Origin of the sequence: Paenibacillus sp. VTT E-133280, from assembly GCF_002264385.1 — a bacterium.
GTDB classification, from domain to species: domain Bacteria; phylum Bacillota; class Bacilli; order Paenibacillales; family Paenibacillaceae; genus Paenibacillus_AQ; species Paenibacillus_AQ nitricinens.
This window is the reverse complement of the sequence record NZ_NFUX01000004.1, coordinates 1-14,894: the sequence shown is the minus strand read 5'-3', so window position 1 is coordinate 14,894 and position 14,894 is coordinate 1. Positions and strand designations below refer to the sequence as shown.

The following is a 14,894-nucleotide window of genomic DNA, read 5'->3' as shown; positions in this document are numbered from 1 at the left end:
GTTAGACCAACCCTGAAGTTGAGGCCCAATCGGCAAAATCTTCACCGCGAATCTTGTAACGTTTGCTACTTTTTCGATAATTCAAAACCGCTCCCAAAATATGCGCTCCTTGCTGCTCAAGGATCTGTTTTGCAGAGTTGGTATGCTTCAAGAGCACTTTCCCGGATTTTACGACTAGCAGTACCCCCTCGGTCATCTTTGCCAAGATAAGCGCATCTGAAAAAGGCATTAATACCGAAGAAGAATCGATAACAATCGTATCAAATCTCTCACTAAGCTCTGCGAATAACCTTTTCATTCCTGTTGATCCTAGTAAATCAGCTGGATTTGGAGAGATCGGACCCGATGTCAATACAGAAAGTCCTTCTGATCCCTCAATAGGGAAAATACAATCATCCACACGGGTTTGATCTACTAGGATACTACTTAATCCGATCCAATTGGGTAGATCGAATGCTTTATGCACCGTTGGTGTGCGCAAATCCCCATCGATCAGCAGCACAGTTCTTCCCGTTTCCGCCATCGCTATAGCCAAGTTCATCGCCACTGTTGATTTACCTTCATCCGGGAGTGAGCTTGTAACTAATAAAGATCGAATTTCTCCACCAACCCGGGTATAGCGAATATTAGATCGTATCGTTCGGAATTGGTCACCATTAGATGATTTCGGTTGTTCCAGGCAATACAATCTTGGCGTTTTCTTCTTCATGTCTGCTGGCTCCTTCTACTGAAATGGATTTCGTCTTCTCCCGCCGTTTCCGCGGCTTCAATTTTCCCACGGTTCCCAGAAGAGGAAGCTGCAAATCCAACTGAATATTCTTAGCGCTTTTCACAGGTTTCTCCGCCAATTCCCGTAGAATGGAAATTGCGATCCCAGCAATCAATGCAAGTCCGAAAGCAACGACCATATTGAATACTGGCTTGGGGGAGATCGCCTCGAAAGGAACCTTGGCCCGGTCAAGAAGCACAACATTCTCTACCCCCATAATCGCTTGGATGTTCTCATTAAAGGCCTCACCAAAGCCATTCGCGATATTCGTTGCCCGCTGAGCATTAGAATCCGCTACAATTACCGTCGTCACGAGTGACTCGCTGCTTGTTCTTGTCTTCACTTTTTCTAATAGTTTTTCTGGGGTCATGTTTAATTGCAGTCTTCTAACGACCTCTTCAGCGATTCTACTGCTTCGGATAATTTCTCCGTAAGTGGTTACTAGTTTTTGCCCAGCCATAATGTCATTGATTGCTTTCTGTTGCCTATCCCCTTGAATAAGAATAGAAGCCGTCGCCTCGTATTTCGGTTTCAAGACATAATAGCTAACGAAGCTAGCAATTCCGACCGCAACAATACATAATACAATGATGAACAGCAGCCTACGTTTCACTAGTTTCAAAATGCTGCCTAGTTCGAATTCCATCGTTCATTTCTCCTAACCGTTAATGTATTTTCCTCTTTTTCAACAAGTGTTTTATTGTATAGTTATATTCTCGTTAGCCCAATATATGTCCAAAAAAAGTTGGGAATTTATAAGCCTTCTTTTCAAAAAAACCACCCGACTCTCTATTAAATTCCAACAGAAATAGGCCGTTTACTAGTATGATTCTACTGGTAGACAGCCTTATCTATTTACTGCTTTGCTCTCTGGAATTCTTTTAAAAAACTAGCAAGTTAAATTTTTGATCACCTTTTCTATAATCCAATTATATGGTTTATCTTCGTATTAAATCTTAATGAAATCTTAACGGATATATGAGATTTATTATGCATTCAAATCCGCCATTGCTGGAATATGAATTTCCTTGACGCAGGAAGCGCTAGAGAGGTTAATGATACATTTCACAATGGAGACTATGTCCTGAACAGGAATTCTTGTGCCGTTATATTCTGCAATCGCTTTTTCTGCGCCATCCTCATAAGGAATTTCTGCTGCCAGCTCACCCGGATTCACACAAGTTACTGCAATGCCATCCTTACGAACATGCTCACGCAATGCATGTGTAATGCCACGCAGACCGAACTTCGAAGCAACAAATGAAACCTGGGCGTTATTGGTATGATCCAGTCCTGCTGTGGAGCCAATCAGAATAATTTTTCCTGCTTCCGATTGGCGAAGATTAGGTATTACAGCCTGTATGCAGGTAATTGTTGAAGTTATATTCACATTAATAATGTTAGCAATATCAGTTGCTTCATCCTTGTCAAAAGTATAGTGATCCTCAAAACCTTCCTTCTCCCAAATGCCCACGTTATAAACTAGAACATCAATCTTCTCCGCTTGGATGCCTTTTGATAAGACTTGTGCGGCATCTGGCTGCGATAGATCTGCTGCAATCCATATCCGCTGTATACCATCATTAAGATCCAGACTGCCCGGTCTGCTTCTGGAGACGATCCACACTCGATCACCATACTCAGGTAAACCTTTCACAAATGCATCTCCCAAACCTTTACTTGCCCCCAAAATTAGATAGCTTCTCATACTGTCGCCCTTTCTATTTACATCTATTTTTATATCATAGTACCATCGAAAGACATAAAGAAGTAGTAGCATGGAATAATCCATCCTCCTTGTTGTGAACCTGGTGTGGGCGTCATTGATGGCGTCATTCATCTGCATTTTGGGGGACATATTCAAAATGAAGAAACTGCAAAAACATTGTGATAGATCAGTATCCAATTTAATTCATACGTTCTTTAGAAGCCATAATTAAAAAAAACGGCATTTCTGCCGTTTTTTTATTTCATATTATGTCCGGCGCATATAAGCACGTACCGTAATAGGTGCAAATATTGCGACGATGACGGCTGCTCCAATCAAAGAGATCGCGAAATCCCAACCTACGGTTCCAAAGTTAGTAAGTTGTCGTACTGCAGAAACGAGGTGTGAGATTGGATTGACTTTAACAAACCATTGTAGCCAGTTAGGCAGCGTATCGACAGGCACGAAGGCATTAGATAGAAACGTAAGTGGGAACAACACAATCATTGATATCCCCTGCACACTAGAAGCAGTCCGTGCAATCACACCGAAGAAAGCGAAAATCCAGCTAATCGACCAAGCACAAACAATAACAAGAAGCGCAGCGAATGCGACATGTTCCAGTCCACCATCAGGACGGTAACCCATAATGTAGCCCATGGTAAATGTAAGCACAGTAGCAATCGTGTATCTAATCGTGTCCGCCAACAAAGCTCCTGCTAACGGAGCTATACGAGCAATTGGCAGTGACTTGAATCGGTCGAACACGCCTTTATCCATGTCCTCACGTAATTGGACGCCAGTAACGATGGAGGTAGTGATTACGGTCTGCACAAGAATACCAGGGATAATAACAGGCAAATAACTTACCACGTCACCAGATATAGCCCCTCCAAAGATATAGGTAAACATCAGCGTGAAAATAATTGGCTGAAGTGTAACGTCGAACAATTGCTCAGGGGTACGTCGAATTTTCAGTATCCCACGATAAGCCATCGTTAATGAGTTGCGTACAGATTGCCGAAAACTCGTATGGTTTTTCAATGGGCGGTTAACACCCGAATTTATTGTAGTGGTTCTCATACTCTTGCTGCCTCCTTAACATTTGACTCTTGGGACGCTGTTGACGTTTCATCCGTAGCACCATGACCAGTAATTGTTAGGAATACTTCATCAAGTGTCGGTTTCTGCACACTCATCTCAGCCAAGTGAATACCTTCCTCACGAAGTGCAATAAGTAGGTCTGTAACTAAATCAGCGTCCGCCATCGGTGCCGTTATTTTCCCGGTTTCGTACGATACCACGGACTGAATTTGGAGTACATGTTCCACACGCTGGCGAGCTAGTTCAATATCTTTTAGATGTTGAACCTTCAGGTGTAGTGATGTGGTACCCACAGACGCTTTCAAATCATCCGCCGTCCCCTCTGCAACGACTTGCCCACGATCGATAACTGCGATCCGATCAGCCAATTGATCTGCTTCTTCAAGGTACTGTGTAGTCAGAAGAACCGTTGATCCCGTATTCACCAATCGACGAATGGTATCCCACATCTGTGAACGAGTGCGAGGATCAAGCCCTGTAGTTGGTTCATCAAGGAAAATTAAAGGTGGTTGTGCAATCAGGCTAGCTGCCAAATCCAGACGGCGACGCATACCGCCAGAGAAATTTCGAAGAGGCCGTTTAGCCGCCTCAGTCAGACCAAACTCTTCCAGTAATTCTGTTGCTTTTTTTCGCGACTCTGCGCGTCCAAGCCCTAATAGCCGAGAGAAGATAATAAGATTCTCTGTAGCACTTAATGACTCATCAACTGAGGCGTATTGTCCTGTCACACCAATTAATTGCCTAACAATCTGCGACTCCTTCACCACATCATGCCCGAAGATTCGCCCAGTGCCTGCATCAGGACGAAGTAAGGTTGCCAGCATCCGAATAACGGTAGTCTTTCCCGCCCCATTCGGACCAAGTACGCCATAGATCGTACCTGCTTTCACGTTCAAATTCACGCCATCCACCGCGCGATTGTCACCAAAGGTTTTGACCAGTCCACGCGCTTCGACGGCCCACTCATGATCGTCTGGTGAAATGATCTTGTTCTGTACATGCACCATTGTAATTCCTCCAACGTTTCAGATTATATTGTGATGATAAACGCCATTTATAAACTGAATTTAAACGAAGGTTTAAACTGAGTTAAACTTATCCTTTTATTTATTTTCATTATATCTGATTCTTCTATGCATCAAAAAAACCGAGAAGCGCGATCTCACGCCTCTCGGTTTATCATTCATTGTTATGATCTGCTTCAACATATTCTTTAAGCGCAAACAGTTTATTAGCCCAGTATTGTTCAAAAAAGGTAAGCCAATCTTGAAGCTCCAGTAGAGGCTCTGGCTGAAGCTTGTACCTAGTCTCCCGACCGACTTTCTGACTGCTAACAAGCTGTGCATCGGACAATACTTGTAAATGCTTGTTAACAGCGGTTCGGCTGATCGGGTAGCAGTCCGAGATGGATGCTATGGACATTTCCTTATTAGCAAGCAGCTTTAGCAGACTGCGGCGGGTAGGATCTGCTATCGCTTGAAATACATCATGTCCAGATTCAGCGACTGGCATCTTAAGCCTCGATATAAGCAGGAAGTTTTTCTTGGACGATTTTCTCCCAGCCGCCATTCATAAAGCCACGAACGATTGGATGCGGTTGACCAAATTCAGTTACCTTTTCTGGGTCCCATCCAGAGTGAATCACGGTGAACTCCGTCTTCCCATCAATTTCCTTCAATTCAAAAGCAAGATGCCAATCCTTCCCCCAATTAAAACCGACACGGTTCGGCTCATCAATCTCTGTAACTTTACAAGGGGAATCCCCGAATTGTCCAGCATGTAGAATAAACTCATGGCCTACCACTGGTTGAAATGTACTTGGCATCCACCAGGCAGCTATTCCTTCAGCAGTGGAAACAGCTTTCCATACTTTTTCAATGGGCGCATTGAGTGTAATGGTTTGACGAATATCTTGTAGTGGTCCTTGAGTCGGCATAAATTTCCTCCAAGATTCATTTTAATGTAACACCTTCTGGTTTCATTTTTATTATAACACCATTTGGTGTTATGTCAATTTGCAGAAACCTTAAGGGAATAGCGGAGGAAAGCGTTTCATTATAAATACGTTTAAAGTTAATAGAGTACTAGTAACAAACACTAGATCCAAGTATCATTGGCTGCAGTTAATTCGGACTCAGTACCGCCAGTGTTTACTAAGCTTCTAGGCTCCACTAACATGATATGGCATTCCTTTTCGGCGGAAGGCTTCATCTCGACTCCCTTTGGAAGAACAAACATCTCACCTTCGGAAATTTTAACCTGACCATCACGGAAATCAATGATCATCTCCCCTTCAAGGGTGAAAAATACCTTATCGGTATCTGGATGACTATGCCATTCAAAGTCCCCAGTGATCTTAATAAGTTTGAATTGATAGTCATTCATTTCACCAATGACTTTCGGAGACCAAAGGTCGTTAAATTTAGATAACTTATCTTTTAGATTAATAGCTTGATAGTGGATAGTAATCACTCCTTATTTTCCTGAATTTATTAGAGCTTAAGCAAGGCGGATAATATATTTTGTAAAGCGTATTTAATAGCTAATGGGCCACCGGTAATAGCGGAATTATCCATTAAATAGACATTGCCTTTCTTTACGGCATTCATAGCATTCCACACATTACTTTGTTTTAAGTTATTCATTAATTCCTCCTTTTTTGTAATATCACCTATAAGGAAAATATGGTCTGCTTGAACAGTTGATATGCCTTCAAACGAAGTAAATTCATTATTATTACCTGTATATGTATTATCCGGTGTAAGCCCCAGTCCCTTTTCTTTATCAAACGCAAGTTTATAGACCGGATTGCCTTCACCTAGAACATTAAAAGTTTTTCCATCCCAAGACAATATAAGCGCTACTGTCTCTCTTTCCATCGACTTTAATGCTTCACGCCCAGTTGTAATATCTTTCATCATGTTATCAATTACTTTTTCCGCTTCGTCTTCTTTGCCAATAATCTTGGCTACTGTGCGGAGTCCATATTGCCAATCTTCATAGATGTCCTTGTATTTTAATGTAATGACTGGTGCAATTTTATTTAGTGAATCATATACTGCTTCATGATGCTCTGTTGCTAAAATATAATCAGGATTAATAGATAGAATTTTCTCAATGCTAGGAGACACTTTATCTCCTAATTCTTCAGCTGAATCCAGCTTTCCTTTTAAATAAGATAAAGAAGATAGATACTCTTTTTCAGTAGTTGCAGCAGGTGGCTCACCTAATGCAACTAAAATTTCAGGATAAAAATACCATAAAGAGGCTATTTTTTCCGGTTTTTTCTCGATAACGATTTCTTTACCTAAGGCATCCTTAAATGTTCTTGGCCAATCAGCTGCATCTACATTAACTGCTGTTGAAGATACGCCTTCTTTAGTTGATTCTTTATTTTCAGCAGGTGTTTCAGTACAACCCGCTAGTATACCTGCTAATAATAGTATTGCGACTAGCAGTCCTCTAATCTTTTTCATACGAAATTCCTCCAACATATTGGTTTCTTTGCTTAACCATTATTATAGTGAAGTAGGTTTTTGATTAGAATGGATGCAGGTTGAATTTACCATGGATTATTGATGAACTTCTCTCGATATTCGGTAGGAGAAATACCACATTGTTTTTTGAACACTCTACTAAAATAAAAGGGGTCAGCCATTCCAACCGTTTGCGCAATTTGTTGTACAGGTGCATCACTAGTAAATAGCATTTTTCGTGCTATATTTATACGATATTTTAATAAATATTCTGCGGGTCCCATACCGGCATGCGTTCTAAAAACGTAAGATAGTCGATTTCGATTAACGTTATTTTGTTCTGAAAGCGAAGCTATTGTAAGACTTTGATAATAGTTTTGATGAATATAATTAGATACCCGCTCGAATAAAGTATGTGATTCACAGCTATCCTCCCTATTAATAACACATAATAAGGTCTCATTCAGCACTTCGCGAAACAGCATTTCAGTCTGAAACATCGATATGCCTCCACGCTGATTATACACCTGCCAAAGACGCATAATTAATTCAACAAGACGAGGAGATTGACCTGTTAATAATTCAAAATGCTGATGAGAAAAGCTTGACTCTTTTACTTCTGAGTTACATATCCGATATTGAACAAGAATATATTCCCAATTGCCTCTAACTAATATTTTTTGATCAAGTTTCATTTTTGCCCCCCCATGCACCACTTTTCCTGGCGAAAAGATATAAGGCGTGCCATTAAATTTAAATTTAATCTTTCCTGTAAGTGGAAACACAAATCCAGGAAAAGAATCTGTATATTCAGCGTAAGGCACACCAGGATTTTCAGCATATCGATATACTCCTTCTACTTGGAAAGGAGTGTGTGCAAAATGCTCTGCTAACTGATTAACGTCTATCTTCACAATGCATACCTCATTTCAATAGTAGTTTCTTCTATGTAGAGGCACTAACAAAACTCAATCATAGTGCACCACCTCAGAGGCATTGACGTCGGTAAGGTGAGCATAAGGATTCATGCCTGTTTACACAGTAATAATAATGATTATCATTGTCAACCAATATAGACAATAACAATGCCGCATCTGCCACTTCCTTCTGAATTTCCTTTAATCACCAAAAAAAACGCTTGGAAGCCAAGCGTTTCAGTTTGAATACCAATTTAAAAGTCACTCCAATATTTTGAACTGGGAGTGATCAAATTAAGATCCTTGCAGAGTTCACTTATATTTGTACCGCAATTTGAATGACATACTTATCTGGATCCCCAACCGCTAAATAACTAAGTAATTCATATTCATAAGCGTCTCCAGTTAGGGTGAAATTATTTTCTGCAATATAAGACTTTAGCTTCTCATAGGAGGCAGGTAAGCTCTCGTAAGATCCCTTGTGATTCATGATCAAATATTTACCCTTTGGCTTGATATAGAGTAACTCGCCGTTATGTTTATCATTGATTTTATTACAATAATAATCCGGGTCATAGTCGCCCTCTTCCAAACTGCTTTTACAAATAATCGAACCTATCGGAAAGTCATATTCAAGATGATGTTCATCGCAATAATCGAAGATTCGATATACTTTTCGAACATGATCCTTCTCACCCTTCTCCTTCGAGAGTCTAACCGCAATAAAATACTCTTCATCACATGCCTCAACCCAAGGTTCTCCACAATTAACATGGAGCGCACGATTCGTATTATCTATAGCTCCTTGCAAAAGCCTCTGCATGCGCTCTAACTTTCTTTGTTCATCAACCAACTTCAGCTGTTTTTGCTGAAGCATGGATAAAAAATGCAATGTGTTTTGATCTTTTATATATTCTTTGATCTCATTTAACGGCGTTCCCGTCCCTTTTAATACGGCAATAATATCGAAGGTATAAAACTGCTTATAGGAATAATAACGATATCCGTTTTCCTTCACGATCTCCGGTTTTAATATACCAATGTCATCATAATGGAATAACGTATGCTTCGTTACCCCACATACCTTTGCGAACTCGCTCGTCGTAAAGTATTGATCATAATCAATAGACATTCAAATCACCCCTCTTGACTATCGGGTTACCCTATACCTCAAAGTACAATAACGGAACACCATTACCTTGTCAAGGCAACGTTATTCGCTACTATCATCTCAGGAGGAGTACCCATGTTTTCATCAAATCTATCTAAATTTCAACGCTGGATTGTGCTGGCGATTGTGTCCAGCGCACTCTTTATGATCGTCATCGACATGACCGTACTTTATTCGGTTCTACCACGACTTACGCATGATCTTGCTGCTTCTGCATCGGAAAAACTATGGATCGTAAATATTTATCCACTCGTAATGGCAGGATTATTACTTGGTCTAGGCACACTAGGCGATCGTCTTGGGCATAAAAAACTCTTCGTTATGGGACTTACTATCTTTGGGTTGGCTTCATTAATCGCTGCCTACGCGCCGACACCACTCGTACTTATTGCTGCGCGTACCCTACTTGCTATTGGTGCAGCCATGATGATGCCCGCAACACTCTCCATTATTCGAACTACCTTTTCGGACGAGCGTGAGCGTTCACTAGCCGTAGGTATTTGGGCATCTGTCTCCTCTGTAGGAGCAGGAATGGGTCCACTCGTTGGTGGTTTTTTACTGGAACATTTCTGGTGGGGATCGGTGTTCCTCATCAATATTCCCATAGTTATTCTTGCACTGATCTTAGCCATCTTACTAATCCCAAATCTTAAAGGAAATAAGAATAAAAAATGGGATTTCATTGGTTCTGTTCAAATTATGATTGGTCTGGTTGCCCTTGTTTATGCAGTTAAGGAGATCAGCAGACGTGAAGGTTCAATTGCCATCGCTGTGTTATCTGCCGTGATTGGTCTCGTAGCTATGATCATATTTATGCGCCATCAACGTAAGAGCCAGAATCCATTAATAGATTTTGCACTGTTTAGAGACTCCCACTTTTCTACAGGAGTGGCTACAGCTCTATTGTCTTGTTTTGCACTTATTGGAATGGAATTGATCGTGACTCAACGGCTCCAGCTTGTTCTTGGATATACACCGTTGGAAGCGGGATTGTACGTTGTATTCACTTCGATAGCGTCCTTCATCTCAGGGATACTCATCGGATTAGTGTTACATCGTGTGGACAAAGTAAAAGTACAGTGGGTCTGTTTGTTAGTATCAGGTATAGGAATGGGCACCCTTCTGCTCTTCCATGACGGGAATATGTTGTTACAATTCGCATCCTTAATGATTCTGGGTGCAGGTCTTGGGGGAGCCATGACTGCCGCCTCAAATTCAATCATGCTAAATGTCCCCGTCGAAAAAGCTGGCATGGCCGCATCTATAGAGGAAGTATCGTTCGAACTTGGCAGCGCCCTAAGTATTACACTTCTGGGCAGTCTTTCGTCATTCATCTATACAGCATCATTAGTTCTCCCTGATGGACTAACAGTCCCACCGATCGTTCGCGACAGCCTTGACGAAGCTCTTCTAGCCGCAGAAAATATGCCTACTGCCGCTGGATCCGCGCTCGTTGAAGCTGCACAATCAGCTTTTGATAAGTCGTTTATTGTTGTCCTTGCCACTGCCACTATCCTTCTTTTAGCTTCTGCGTTTATTATCCGTGCTGTGTCAAAACATAAATCCTCAATCCTAGAACACTGATTTTTGAAAAGAGGATGCTACTGCTTCACCAAACAAGGGTGTCTCAACAGCTATGCGCTAGCTGCCGGGACACCCTCGTTTATACCAAGCCTATATTATGTTCCTTTTCGTTTCCTTGATGAATACTTCCTCACCCACACTGCCAATTCTAACCTGTGCGTATACACAAGGATCACAAAGCTCCCAAACCATACCCATAAGATAGGAGCAGACCAATTACTAATGTACAAAAAAACGGAGAGAAGCAGCATTCCGCTAACTACTTGCACACCATCCGATACAGGTGAATTCCCTCTGCTTTTGAACCAACTGCTGAGCATTTTCAGCACTGCTAAAATGACTGCTAGCGCTAAAGAAGCTTTGAATCCTGTCAATGCACTCCATACCCCAAAGGTTACGGCAATTGCCTTCCCACCTTTTCCTTTAAGAAAGGGAGAGAAGGCATGACCCGCAATGGGAGCTAAGGCTAACGGAATAATGAAATACCCCTGACTATAATGACTCCCCATTACCCATAGAAGAGGTAGATACCCTTTTAAAAAATCCAATATAATCCCCAAAATTCCGAATTTATAGCCTGACGACTTCCATAGATTCAAAGCCCCCGGATTACCATCGCCAATGTCTTTCAGGTTCTTTTTACGCGCTAGACCAAGCCAAAAGGAAAACATAAGAGATCCCGCCAAAAATAAACCCGTGACCCACAAAATGATCATTAGTCCTTACGGCCTCCCACCTGGATATGCCTTCCTTTCCAGCTTACATGCTTCAGGAAAACGACCTGATATATCGAATAAAGCATGATCAAGATAAAGAAAACAGTTGCCACCACGTGAAATACAGGTATGACAATGCCAAATACACCTACATATTTTATAAAATAAAAGAGCTGGAACATATAAAGGAGATATCCGATCAATAACGGCATAAACCATGAAGTATTCGCAAAAATAAACACGGTTTCTGAAATAACGAGTCCGATCACCCAAAGCGCAATTGGAATAATTGTCCGCAGACTTATCGTTGAAGTGCTTAAGACAGCCCCTTTACTGAACCCTTCAATTTCACTTTTGATTCCTTTCGGATACATGCGAAACGATACTAAGCCATAACCGATATAATTGGTGATTGGAACACCTGCCGCAATAAATTGTTCTCCTAAAGACAAATCATCCAGCACTTCAGATCTTATGCTTTGATGACCATTAACTTTTTCATAATCCTTCCTTAATGCTAGAATACACGAGCCGTACAGCCCTTTTTTGGCGTTATTCCTTTCAAAAACCGAGGTGAACGTGAAAATCCCCAGCATATTCATGATTAGGGCGAGCTTCTCAAACAGCTTTTCTGTATGATGAAAAGGAACTACCGAAATGACACCTTTCGATAGCTCCCTTGCTTTTAATAATGAAGCCAAGGCATTCGGCTTTAATCGGATATCCGCATCCAAAAAAGCAAAAATATCACCCGAGGCCTGTAAATATCCATTCCATACGGCCCAGCTCTTACCTGTCCACCCCTCAGGGAGACTGCTGTTCGCAATCACCTTAACCCCATAGCTTTCGGCAATTTCTTTCGTCCGATCCTCTGAGAAGTCATCTACCACAATAATTTCATAGGGTGTAAGGGTCTGAGACTGAAGTGAATCGAGCAGATAACGCAAATTATATTCTTCATTCCTTGCGGGAATGATGATGGACAATTTCTCCGGTCCTTGAATAGGCTCGTAATAAGTGGTCAAGGTATTTTTTCTGAACAAAATAAAACCGGAGAGACATCCAATGCCTATAACCATTAACAACCACATTACGGTTCCCCCCCTTCTACATCTATATATATGAAGGGTTAGTCCGTAATATATTCATTTCAAATTTAACCTACATTAACTTTAGTGGAGTATTGATTAAGCATTTCTGTACATAAGAGCATAACGATAGCGAAAATAACGATCATCATAGGGAAGATACCTAATGTAAAATTAGAAGCCAGTAAACCGATAAATGGCGGCACTAGCGTGGTACCGGTATAAGCCGTTGCCATCTGAAAGCCCATAATCGACTGGGCATGCTTCTTCCCGAATCGTACAGGAGTTTCATGCAGCATACATGGAAAGATAGGCGCTAATCCCAGACCTATAATCATAAATCCTACTAGCGAAACTATAGTTGGAAGCGGTAGTACTAGCAGTACTGTACCGATTAAAGCAATAAGCTGACCATAGCGAATTAACTTTTTATTACTCATTCTAAAAGTAATGAAACCCGTAACCATTCTACCAAAAGTAATTCCCAGGTAAAAAAACGATACCCATGTCGCTGCAGTCGATGCAGGGATATCTTTGATATTCACAAGAAAACTACTCCCCCATAACCCCATACTTGTTTCTATGGCAGAATAAAATAAGAAGGTTAACATCGCAAGCTTTACCCCTCTTAATTTCCAAGGTTTTGTGTTCTCTGCGATATGCTCAAGCTCCGGATCATTAAACTCGTGATCACTATCCGCATTCGAGTTGCTATTGTTCCCAGCCACTCTTTTCCACAAAGGCAACGTAACGAATAGTATAACAACTAAGCTCAATTGAATATAAGCAACCGTAAGATAACCTTCACGCCATAGACCTTCACCAGAGATAAAAGAACCCATAATAATCGGACCCAGCGTCGCGCCAACTCCCCAGAAACAATGTAACCAACTCATATGATGGGCTTTATAGTGTGTAGCAACATAACTGTTTAATCCGGCATCTACAGATCCCGCACCTAAACCGAGTGGAATCGCAGCAACAATTAGCCATGCTAACGAAGGTGACCAAGCAAAACCAAATAAAGCTACAGCCGTCATAATACAGCTTACAAGGGTCACTTTTCCCGTACCAAAACGTTTAAGGATAGTACCACTCATCAAACTGGAGACAATAGTGCCTACAGCAATAACCATCGAAAGGATTCCAGCAGTACCTAATGAGGCATTTAGGTCTATTCTCATTACCGGCCATGCAGATCCTAGCAATGAGTCCGGCAAGCCTAAACTAATAAATGCTAAATAAATAATAATAAGAAAAAAAGTTGCCATCGTTTATCTCCTTAATGGTTCTAATCTATTTGTTGTGAAACCAATAAACCTAATCCAAGACTTTGTAATCCATTCAGATAATCACGTTTTAAGTTGCTTACCGCTAACTCGGGAAGATGTTCTTTGGGAACGTATGTAGCACTTCGCTCAGCGATTTGATTTAGCATAGCTGGAGCTACTTCATCCTCACAAAAAATAATATAATGGGGATTCAAAATAGAGGTGCTGGTAGCCACTAACCGACTAATCGCATCTACTCTATGCTCTGACTGCATCGCTAAACCACCTTTTTCTCCAGTTAATGCCTCTATAAAATTTCTATTATCATACTGGGGCAAATATTGAACTTCACCTGAAAAAAACGTCTTTCCTCGAACGATTTCACCATTAACGGCTATCCCTGCCCCTGGTCCATTTTTCCCTAAATACAGATACATCAGAGAAATCTTCTCCTTCAAATTTCTCTGCATCATATAACCGATTACAGCGGCATTCATATCATTTTCCACAATAGTCGGGATAGCGAGATGGTCTTCTATATATGTTTTCAAATCTAGACTTTGATATTTCGGATAGCCTGGAATTAGAAAAATCTTCCCATAACTCACCGCACCTGGAACACCAATAGCGACGGATTGAATCTTAGGATTAGCCTTTTTTTCACCTTCGATAAGCGAGACCAGTGTACTAACGTCTTCCTCAAGAATACTAGGTAAATTCCCTTCTTTTACAACATCGCCAATGCAATTATAGATCGTATAGTTTGTTTCATTTTTTTCCAAAAAAATAGCTATCCCTAATCGATAATTCGGATTATAGGCGTATCTTATAGCCCTTCTTCCGCCACTAGACTCATCAAGGCCAATGATCGTCACTTCCCCAGTCTCTTCCATCTGCATTAGAAATTTACTGATCGTTGGAAAACTGTATTGTAATCTTTGACTTAACTCCGCCTTCGTAGCCCTTCCTAATTCTAATAATGCTATTCGAATATTTCGAATAATTTCGGATTTGAGTTGCTGTGAAGGAAGTCTTTTATCACTTGCCATGGATCTCCCACCTATAGTCATACTGACTTATTAAATGCATT

The 14,894-nt window shown here is 41.1% G+C and carries 16 protein-coding genes; 1 reads left to right on the top strand and 15 read right to left on the bottom strand.

Going from position 1 to position 14,894, the window contains the following annotated elements; translation table 11 throughout:
- Window position 1: 1 nt before the first annotated feature.
- From CA600_RS02745 to CA600_RS02695, 11 genes are all read right to left on the bottom strand, one after another.
- On the bottom strand, window positions 2–709 hold the full coding sequence (locus CA600_RS02745; protein ID WP_094868815.1) for a CpsD/CapB family tyrosine-protein kinase: 708 nt from the start codon (window positions 707–709) through the stop codon (window positions 2–4).
- Entirely contained in the window at window positions 657–1,415 is a 759-nt protein-coding gene (locus CA600_RS02740; protein ID WP_094868814.1) for a YveK family protein, read from the bottom strand. The genes CA600_RS02745 and CA600_RS02740 overlap by 53 nt, the downstream gene beginning before the upstream one ends.
- Window positions 1,416–1,757: 342 nt before the next feature.
- Window positions 1,758–2,477 (bottom strand): SDR family NAD(P)-dependent oxidoreductase, encoded by a 720-nt coding sequence (locus CA600_RS02735; protein ID WP_094868919.1) that lies wholly within the window; start codon window positions 2,475–2,477, stop codon window positions 1,758–1,760.
- A gap of 267 nt (window positions 2,478–2,744) precedes the next feature.
- The gene (locus CA600_RS02730; RefSeq protein WP_094868813.1) at window positions 2,745–3,560 is read right to left on the bottom strand and encodes an ABC transporter permease; all 816 of its coding nucleotides are present in this window, start codon (window positions 3,558–3,560) and stop codon (window positions 2,745–2,747) included.
- A complete protein-coding gene (locus CA600_RS02725) occupies window positions 3,557–4,588 on the bottom strand; it encodes an ATP-binding cassette domain-containing protein (protein ID WP_094868812.1) in 1,032 nt (343 codons plus the stop codon). Before CA600_RS02725 ends, CA600_RS02730 begins: the two co-directional genes overlap by 4 nt.
- A gap of 172 nt (window positions 4,589–4,760) precedes the next feature.
- Window positions 4,761–5,093: an ArsR/SmtB family transcription factor gene (locus CA600_RS02720; protein WP_042128608.1), complete on the bottom strand. Its 333-nt coding sequence runs from the start codon at window positions 5,091–5,093 to the stop codon at window positions 4,761–4,763.
- 1 nt (window position 5,094) lies between these two features.
- The gene (locus CA600_RS02715; RefSeq protein WP_094868811.1) at window positions 5,095–5,517 is read right to left on the bottom strand and encodes an SRPBCC family protein; all 423 of its coding nucleotides are present in this window, start codon (window positions 5,515–5,517) and stop codon (window positions 5,095–5,097) included.
- 161 nt (window positions 5,518–5,678) lie between these two features.
- A complete protein-coding gene (locus CA600_RS02710) occupies window positions 5,679–6,044 on the bottom strand; it encodes a cupin domain-containing protein (protein ID WP_094868918.1) in 366 nt (121 codons plus the stop codon).
- Window positions 6,045–6,073: 29 nt separating this feature from the next.
- Window positions 6,074–7,057 carry an ABC transporter substrate-binding protein gene (locus CA600_RS02705; protein ID WP_094868810.1) on the bottom strand — a complete coding sequence of 328 codons (984 nt, stop codon included), beginning with the start codon at window positions 7,055–7,057 and terminating at the stop codon, window positions 6,074–6,076.
- An 86-nt stretch (window positions 7,058–7,143) separates the two neighbouring features.
- A complete protein-coding gene (locus CA600_RS02700; RefSeq protein WP_094868809.1) occupies window positions 7,144–7,971 on the bottom strand; it encodes a helix-turn-helix transcriptional regulator in 828 nt (275 codons plus the stop codon).
- A 319-nt stretch (window positions 7,972–8,290) separates the two neighbouring features.
- Window positions 8,291–9,106, bottom strand: a complete 816-nt coding sequence (locus CA600_RS02695) for a MerR family transcriptional regulator (RefSeq protein ID WP_094868808.1) — start codon at window positions 9,104–9,106, stop codon at window positions 8,291–8,293.
- 114 nt (window positions 9,107–9,220) lie between these two features.
- Between CA600_RS02695 and CA600_RS02690 the strand changes: the two genes are divergently transcribed.
- On the top strand, window positions 9,221–10,729 hold the full coding sequence (locus CA600_RS02690; RefSeq protein ID WP_094868807.1) for an MFS transporter: 1,509 nt from the start codon (window positions 9,221–9,223) through the stop codon (window positions 10,727–10,729).
- Between the two features lie 95 nt (window positions 10,730–10,824).
- On the opposite strand, the gene CA600_RS02685 is transcribed toward CA600_RS02690, so the two are convergent.
- The 4 genes from CA600_RS02685 to CA600_RS02670 form a co-directional block, all read right to left on the bottom strand.
- Entirely contained in the window at window positions 10,825–11,445 is a 621-nt protein-coding gene (locus CA600_RS02685; RefSeq protein WP_094868806.1) for a glycerol-3-phosphate acyltransferase, read from the bottom strand.
- Window positions 11,445–12,536 carry a glycosyltransferase family 2 protein gene (locus tag CA600_RS02680; protein ID WP_094868805.1) on the bottom strand — a complete coding sequence of 364 codons (1,092 nt, stop codon included), beginning with the start codon at window positions 12,534–12,536 and terminating at the stop codon, window positions 11,445–11,447. Before CA600_RS02680 ends, CA600_RS02685 begins: the two co-directional genes overlap by 1 nt.
- A 65-nt stretch (window positions 12,537–12,601) precedes the next feature.
- Window positions 12,602–13,804, bottom strand: a complete 1,203-nt coding sequence (locus CA600_RS02675; RefSeq protein ID WP_094868804.1) for an MFS transporter — start codon at window positions 13,802–13,804, stop codon at window positions 12,602–12,604.
- Between the two features lie 20 nt (window positions 13,805–13,824).
- Window positions 13,825–14,853 carry an ROK family transcriptional regulator gene (locus CA600_RS02670; RefSeq protein WP_094868803.1) on the bottom strand — a complete coding sequence of 343 codons (1,029 nt, stop codon included), beginning with the start codon at window positions 14,851–14,853 and terminating at the stop codon, window positions 13,825–13,827.
- Window positions 14,854–14,894: the final 41 nt, after the last annotated feature.

Bases quoted from the DNA above. Each gene is read 5' to 3' on its own strand.
- CA600_RS02745 (WP_094868815.1), bottom strand. From the start codon at position 709: ATGAAGAAGAAAACGCCAAGATTGTATTGCCTGGAACAACCGAAATCA.
- CA600_RS02740 (WP_094868814.1), bottom strand. From the start codon at position 1,415: ATGGAATTCGAACTAGGCAGCATTTTGAAACTAGTGAAACGTAGGCTG.
- CA600_RS02735 (WP_094868919.1), bottom strand. From the start codon at position 2,477: ATGAGAAGCTATCTAATTTTGGGGGCAAGTAAAGGTTTGGGAGATGCA.
- CA600_RS02730 (WP_094868813.1), bottom strand. From the start codon at position 3,560: ATGAGAACCACTACAATAAATTCGGGTGTTAACCGCCCATTGAAAAAC.
- CA600_RS02725 (WP_094868812.1), bottom strand. From the start codon at position 4,588: ATGGTGCATGTACAGAACAAGATCATTTCACCAGACGATCATGAGTGG.
- CA600_RS02720 (WP_042128608.1), bottom strand. From the start codon at position 5,093: ATGCCAGTCGCTGAATCTGGACATGATGTATTTCAAGCGATAGCAGAT.
- CA600_RS02715 (WP_094868811.1), bottom strand. From the start codon at position 5,517: ATGCCGACTCAAGGACCACTACAAGATATTCGTCAAACCATTACACTC.
- CA600_RS02705 (WP_094868810.1), bottom strand. From the start codon at position 7,057: ATGAAAAAGATTAGAGGACTGCTAGTCGCAATACTATTATTAGCAGGT.
- CA600_RS02695 (WP_094868808.1), bottom strand. From the start codon at position 9,106: ATGTCTATTGATTATGATCAATACTTTACGACGAGCGAGTTCGCAAAG.
- CA600_RS02690 (WP_094868807.1), top strand. From the start codon at position 9,221: ATGTTTTCATCAAATCTATCTAAATTTCAACGCTGGATTGTGCTGGCG.
- CA600_RS02685 (WP_094868806.1), bottom strand. From the start codon at position 11,445: ATGATCATTTTGTGGGTCACGGGTTTATTTTTGGCGGGATCTCTTATG.
- CA600_RS02680 (WP_094868805.1), bottom strand. From the start codon at position 12,536: ATGTGGTTGTTAATGGTTATAGGCATTGGATGTCTCTCCGGTTTTATT.
- CA600_RS02675 (WP_094868804.1), bottom strand. From the start codon at position 13,804: ATGGCAACTTTTTTTCTTATTATTATTTATTTAGCATTTATTAGTTTA.
- CA600_RS02670 (WP_094868803.1), bottom strand. From the start codon at position 14,853: ATGGCAAGTGATAAAAGACTTCCTTCACAGCAACTCAAATCCGAAATT.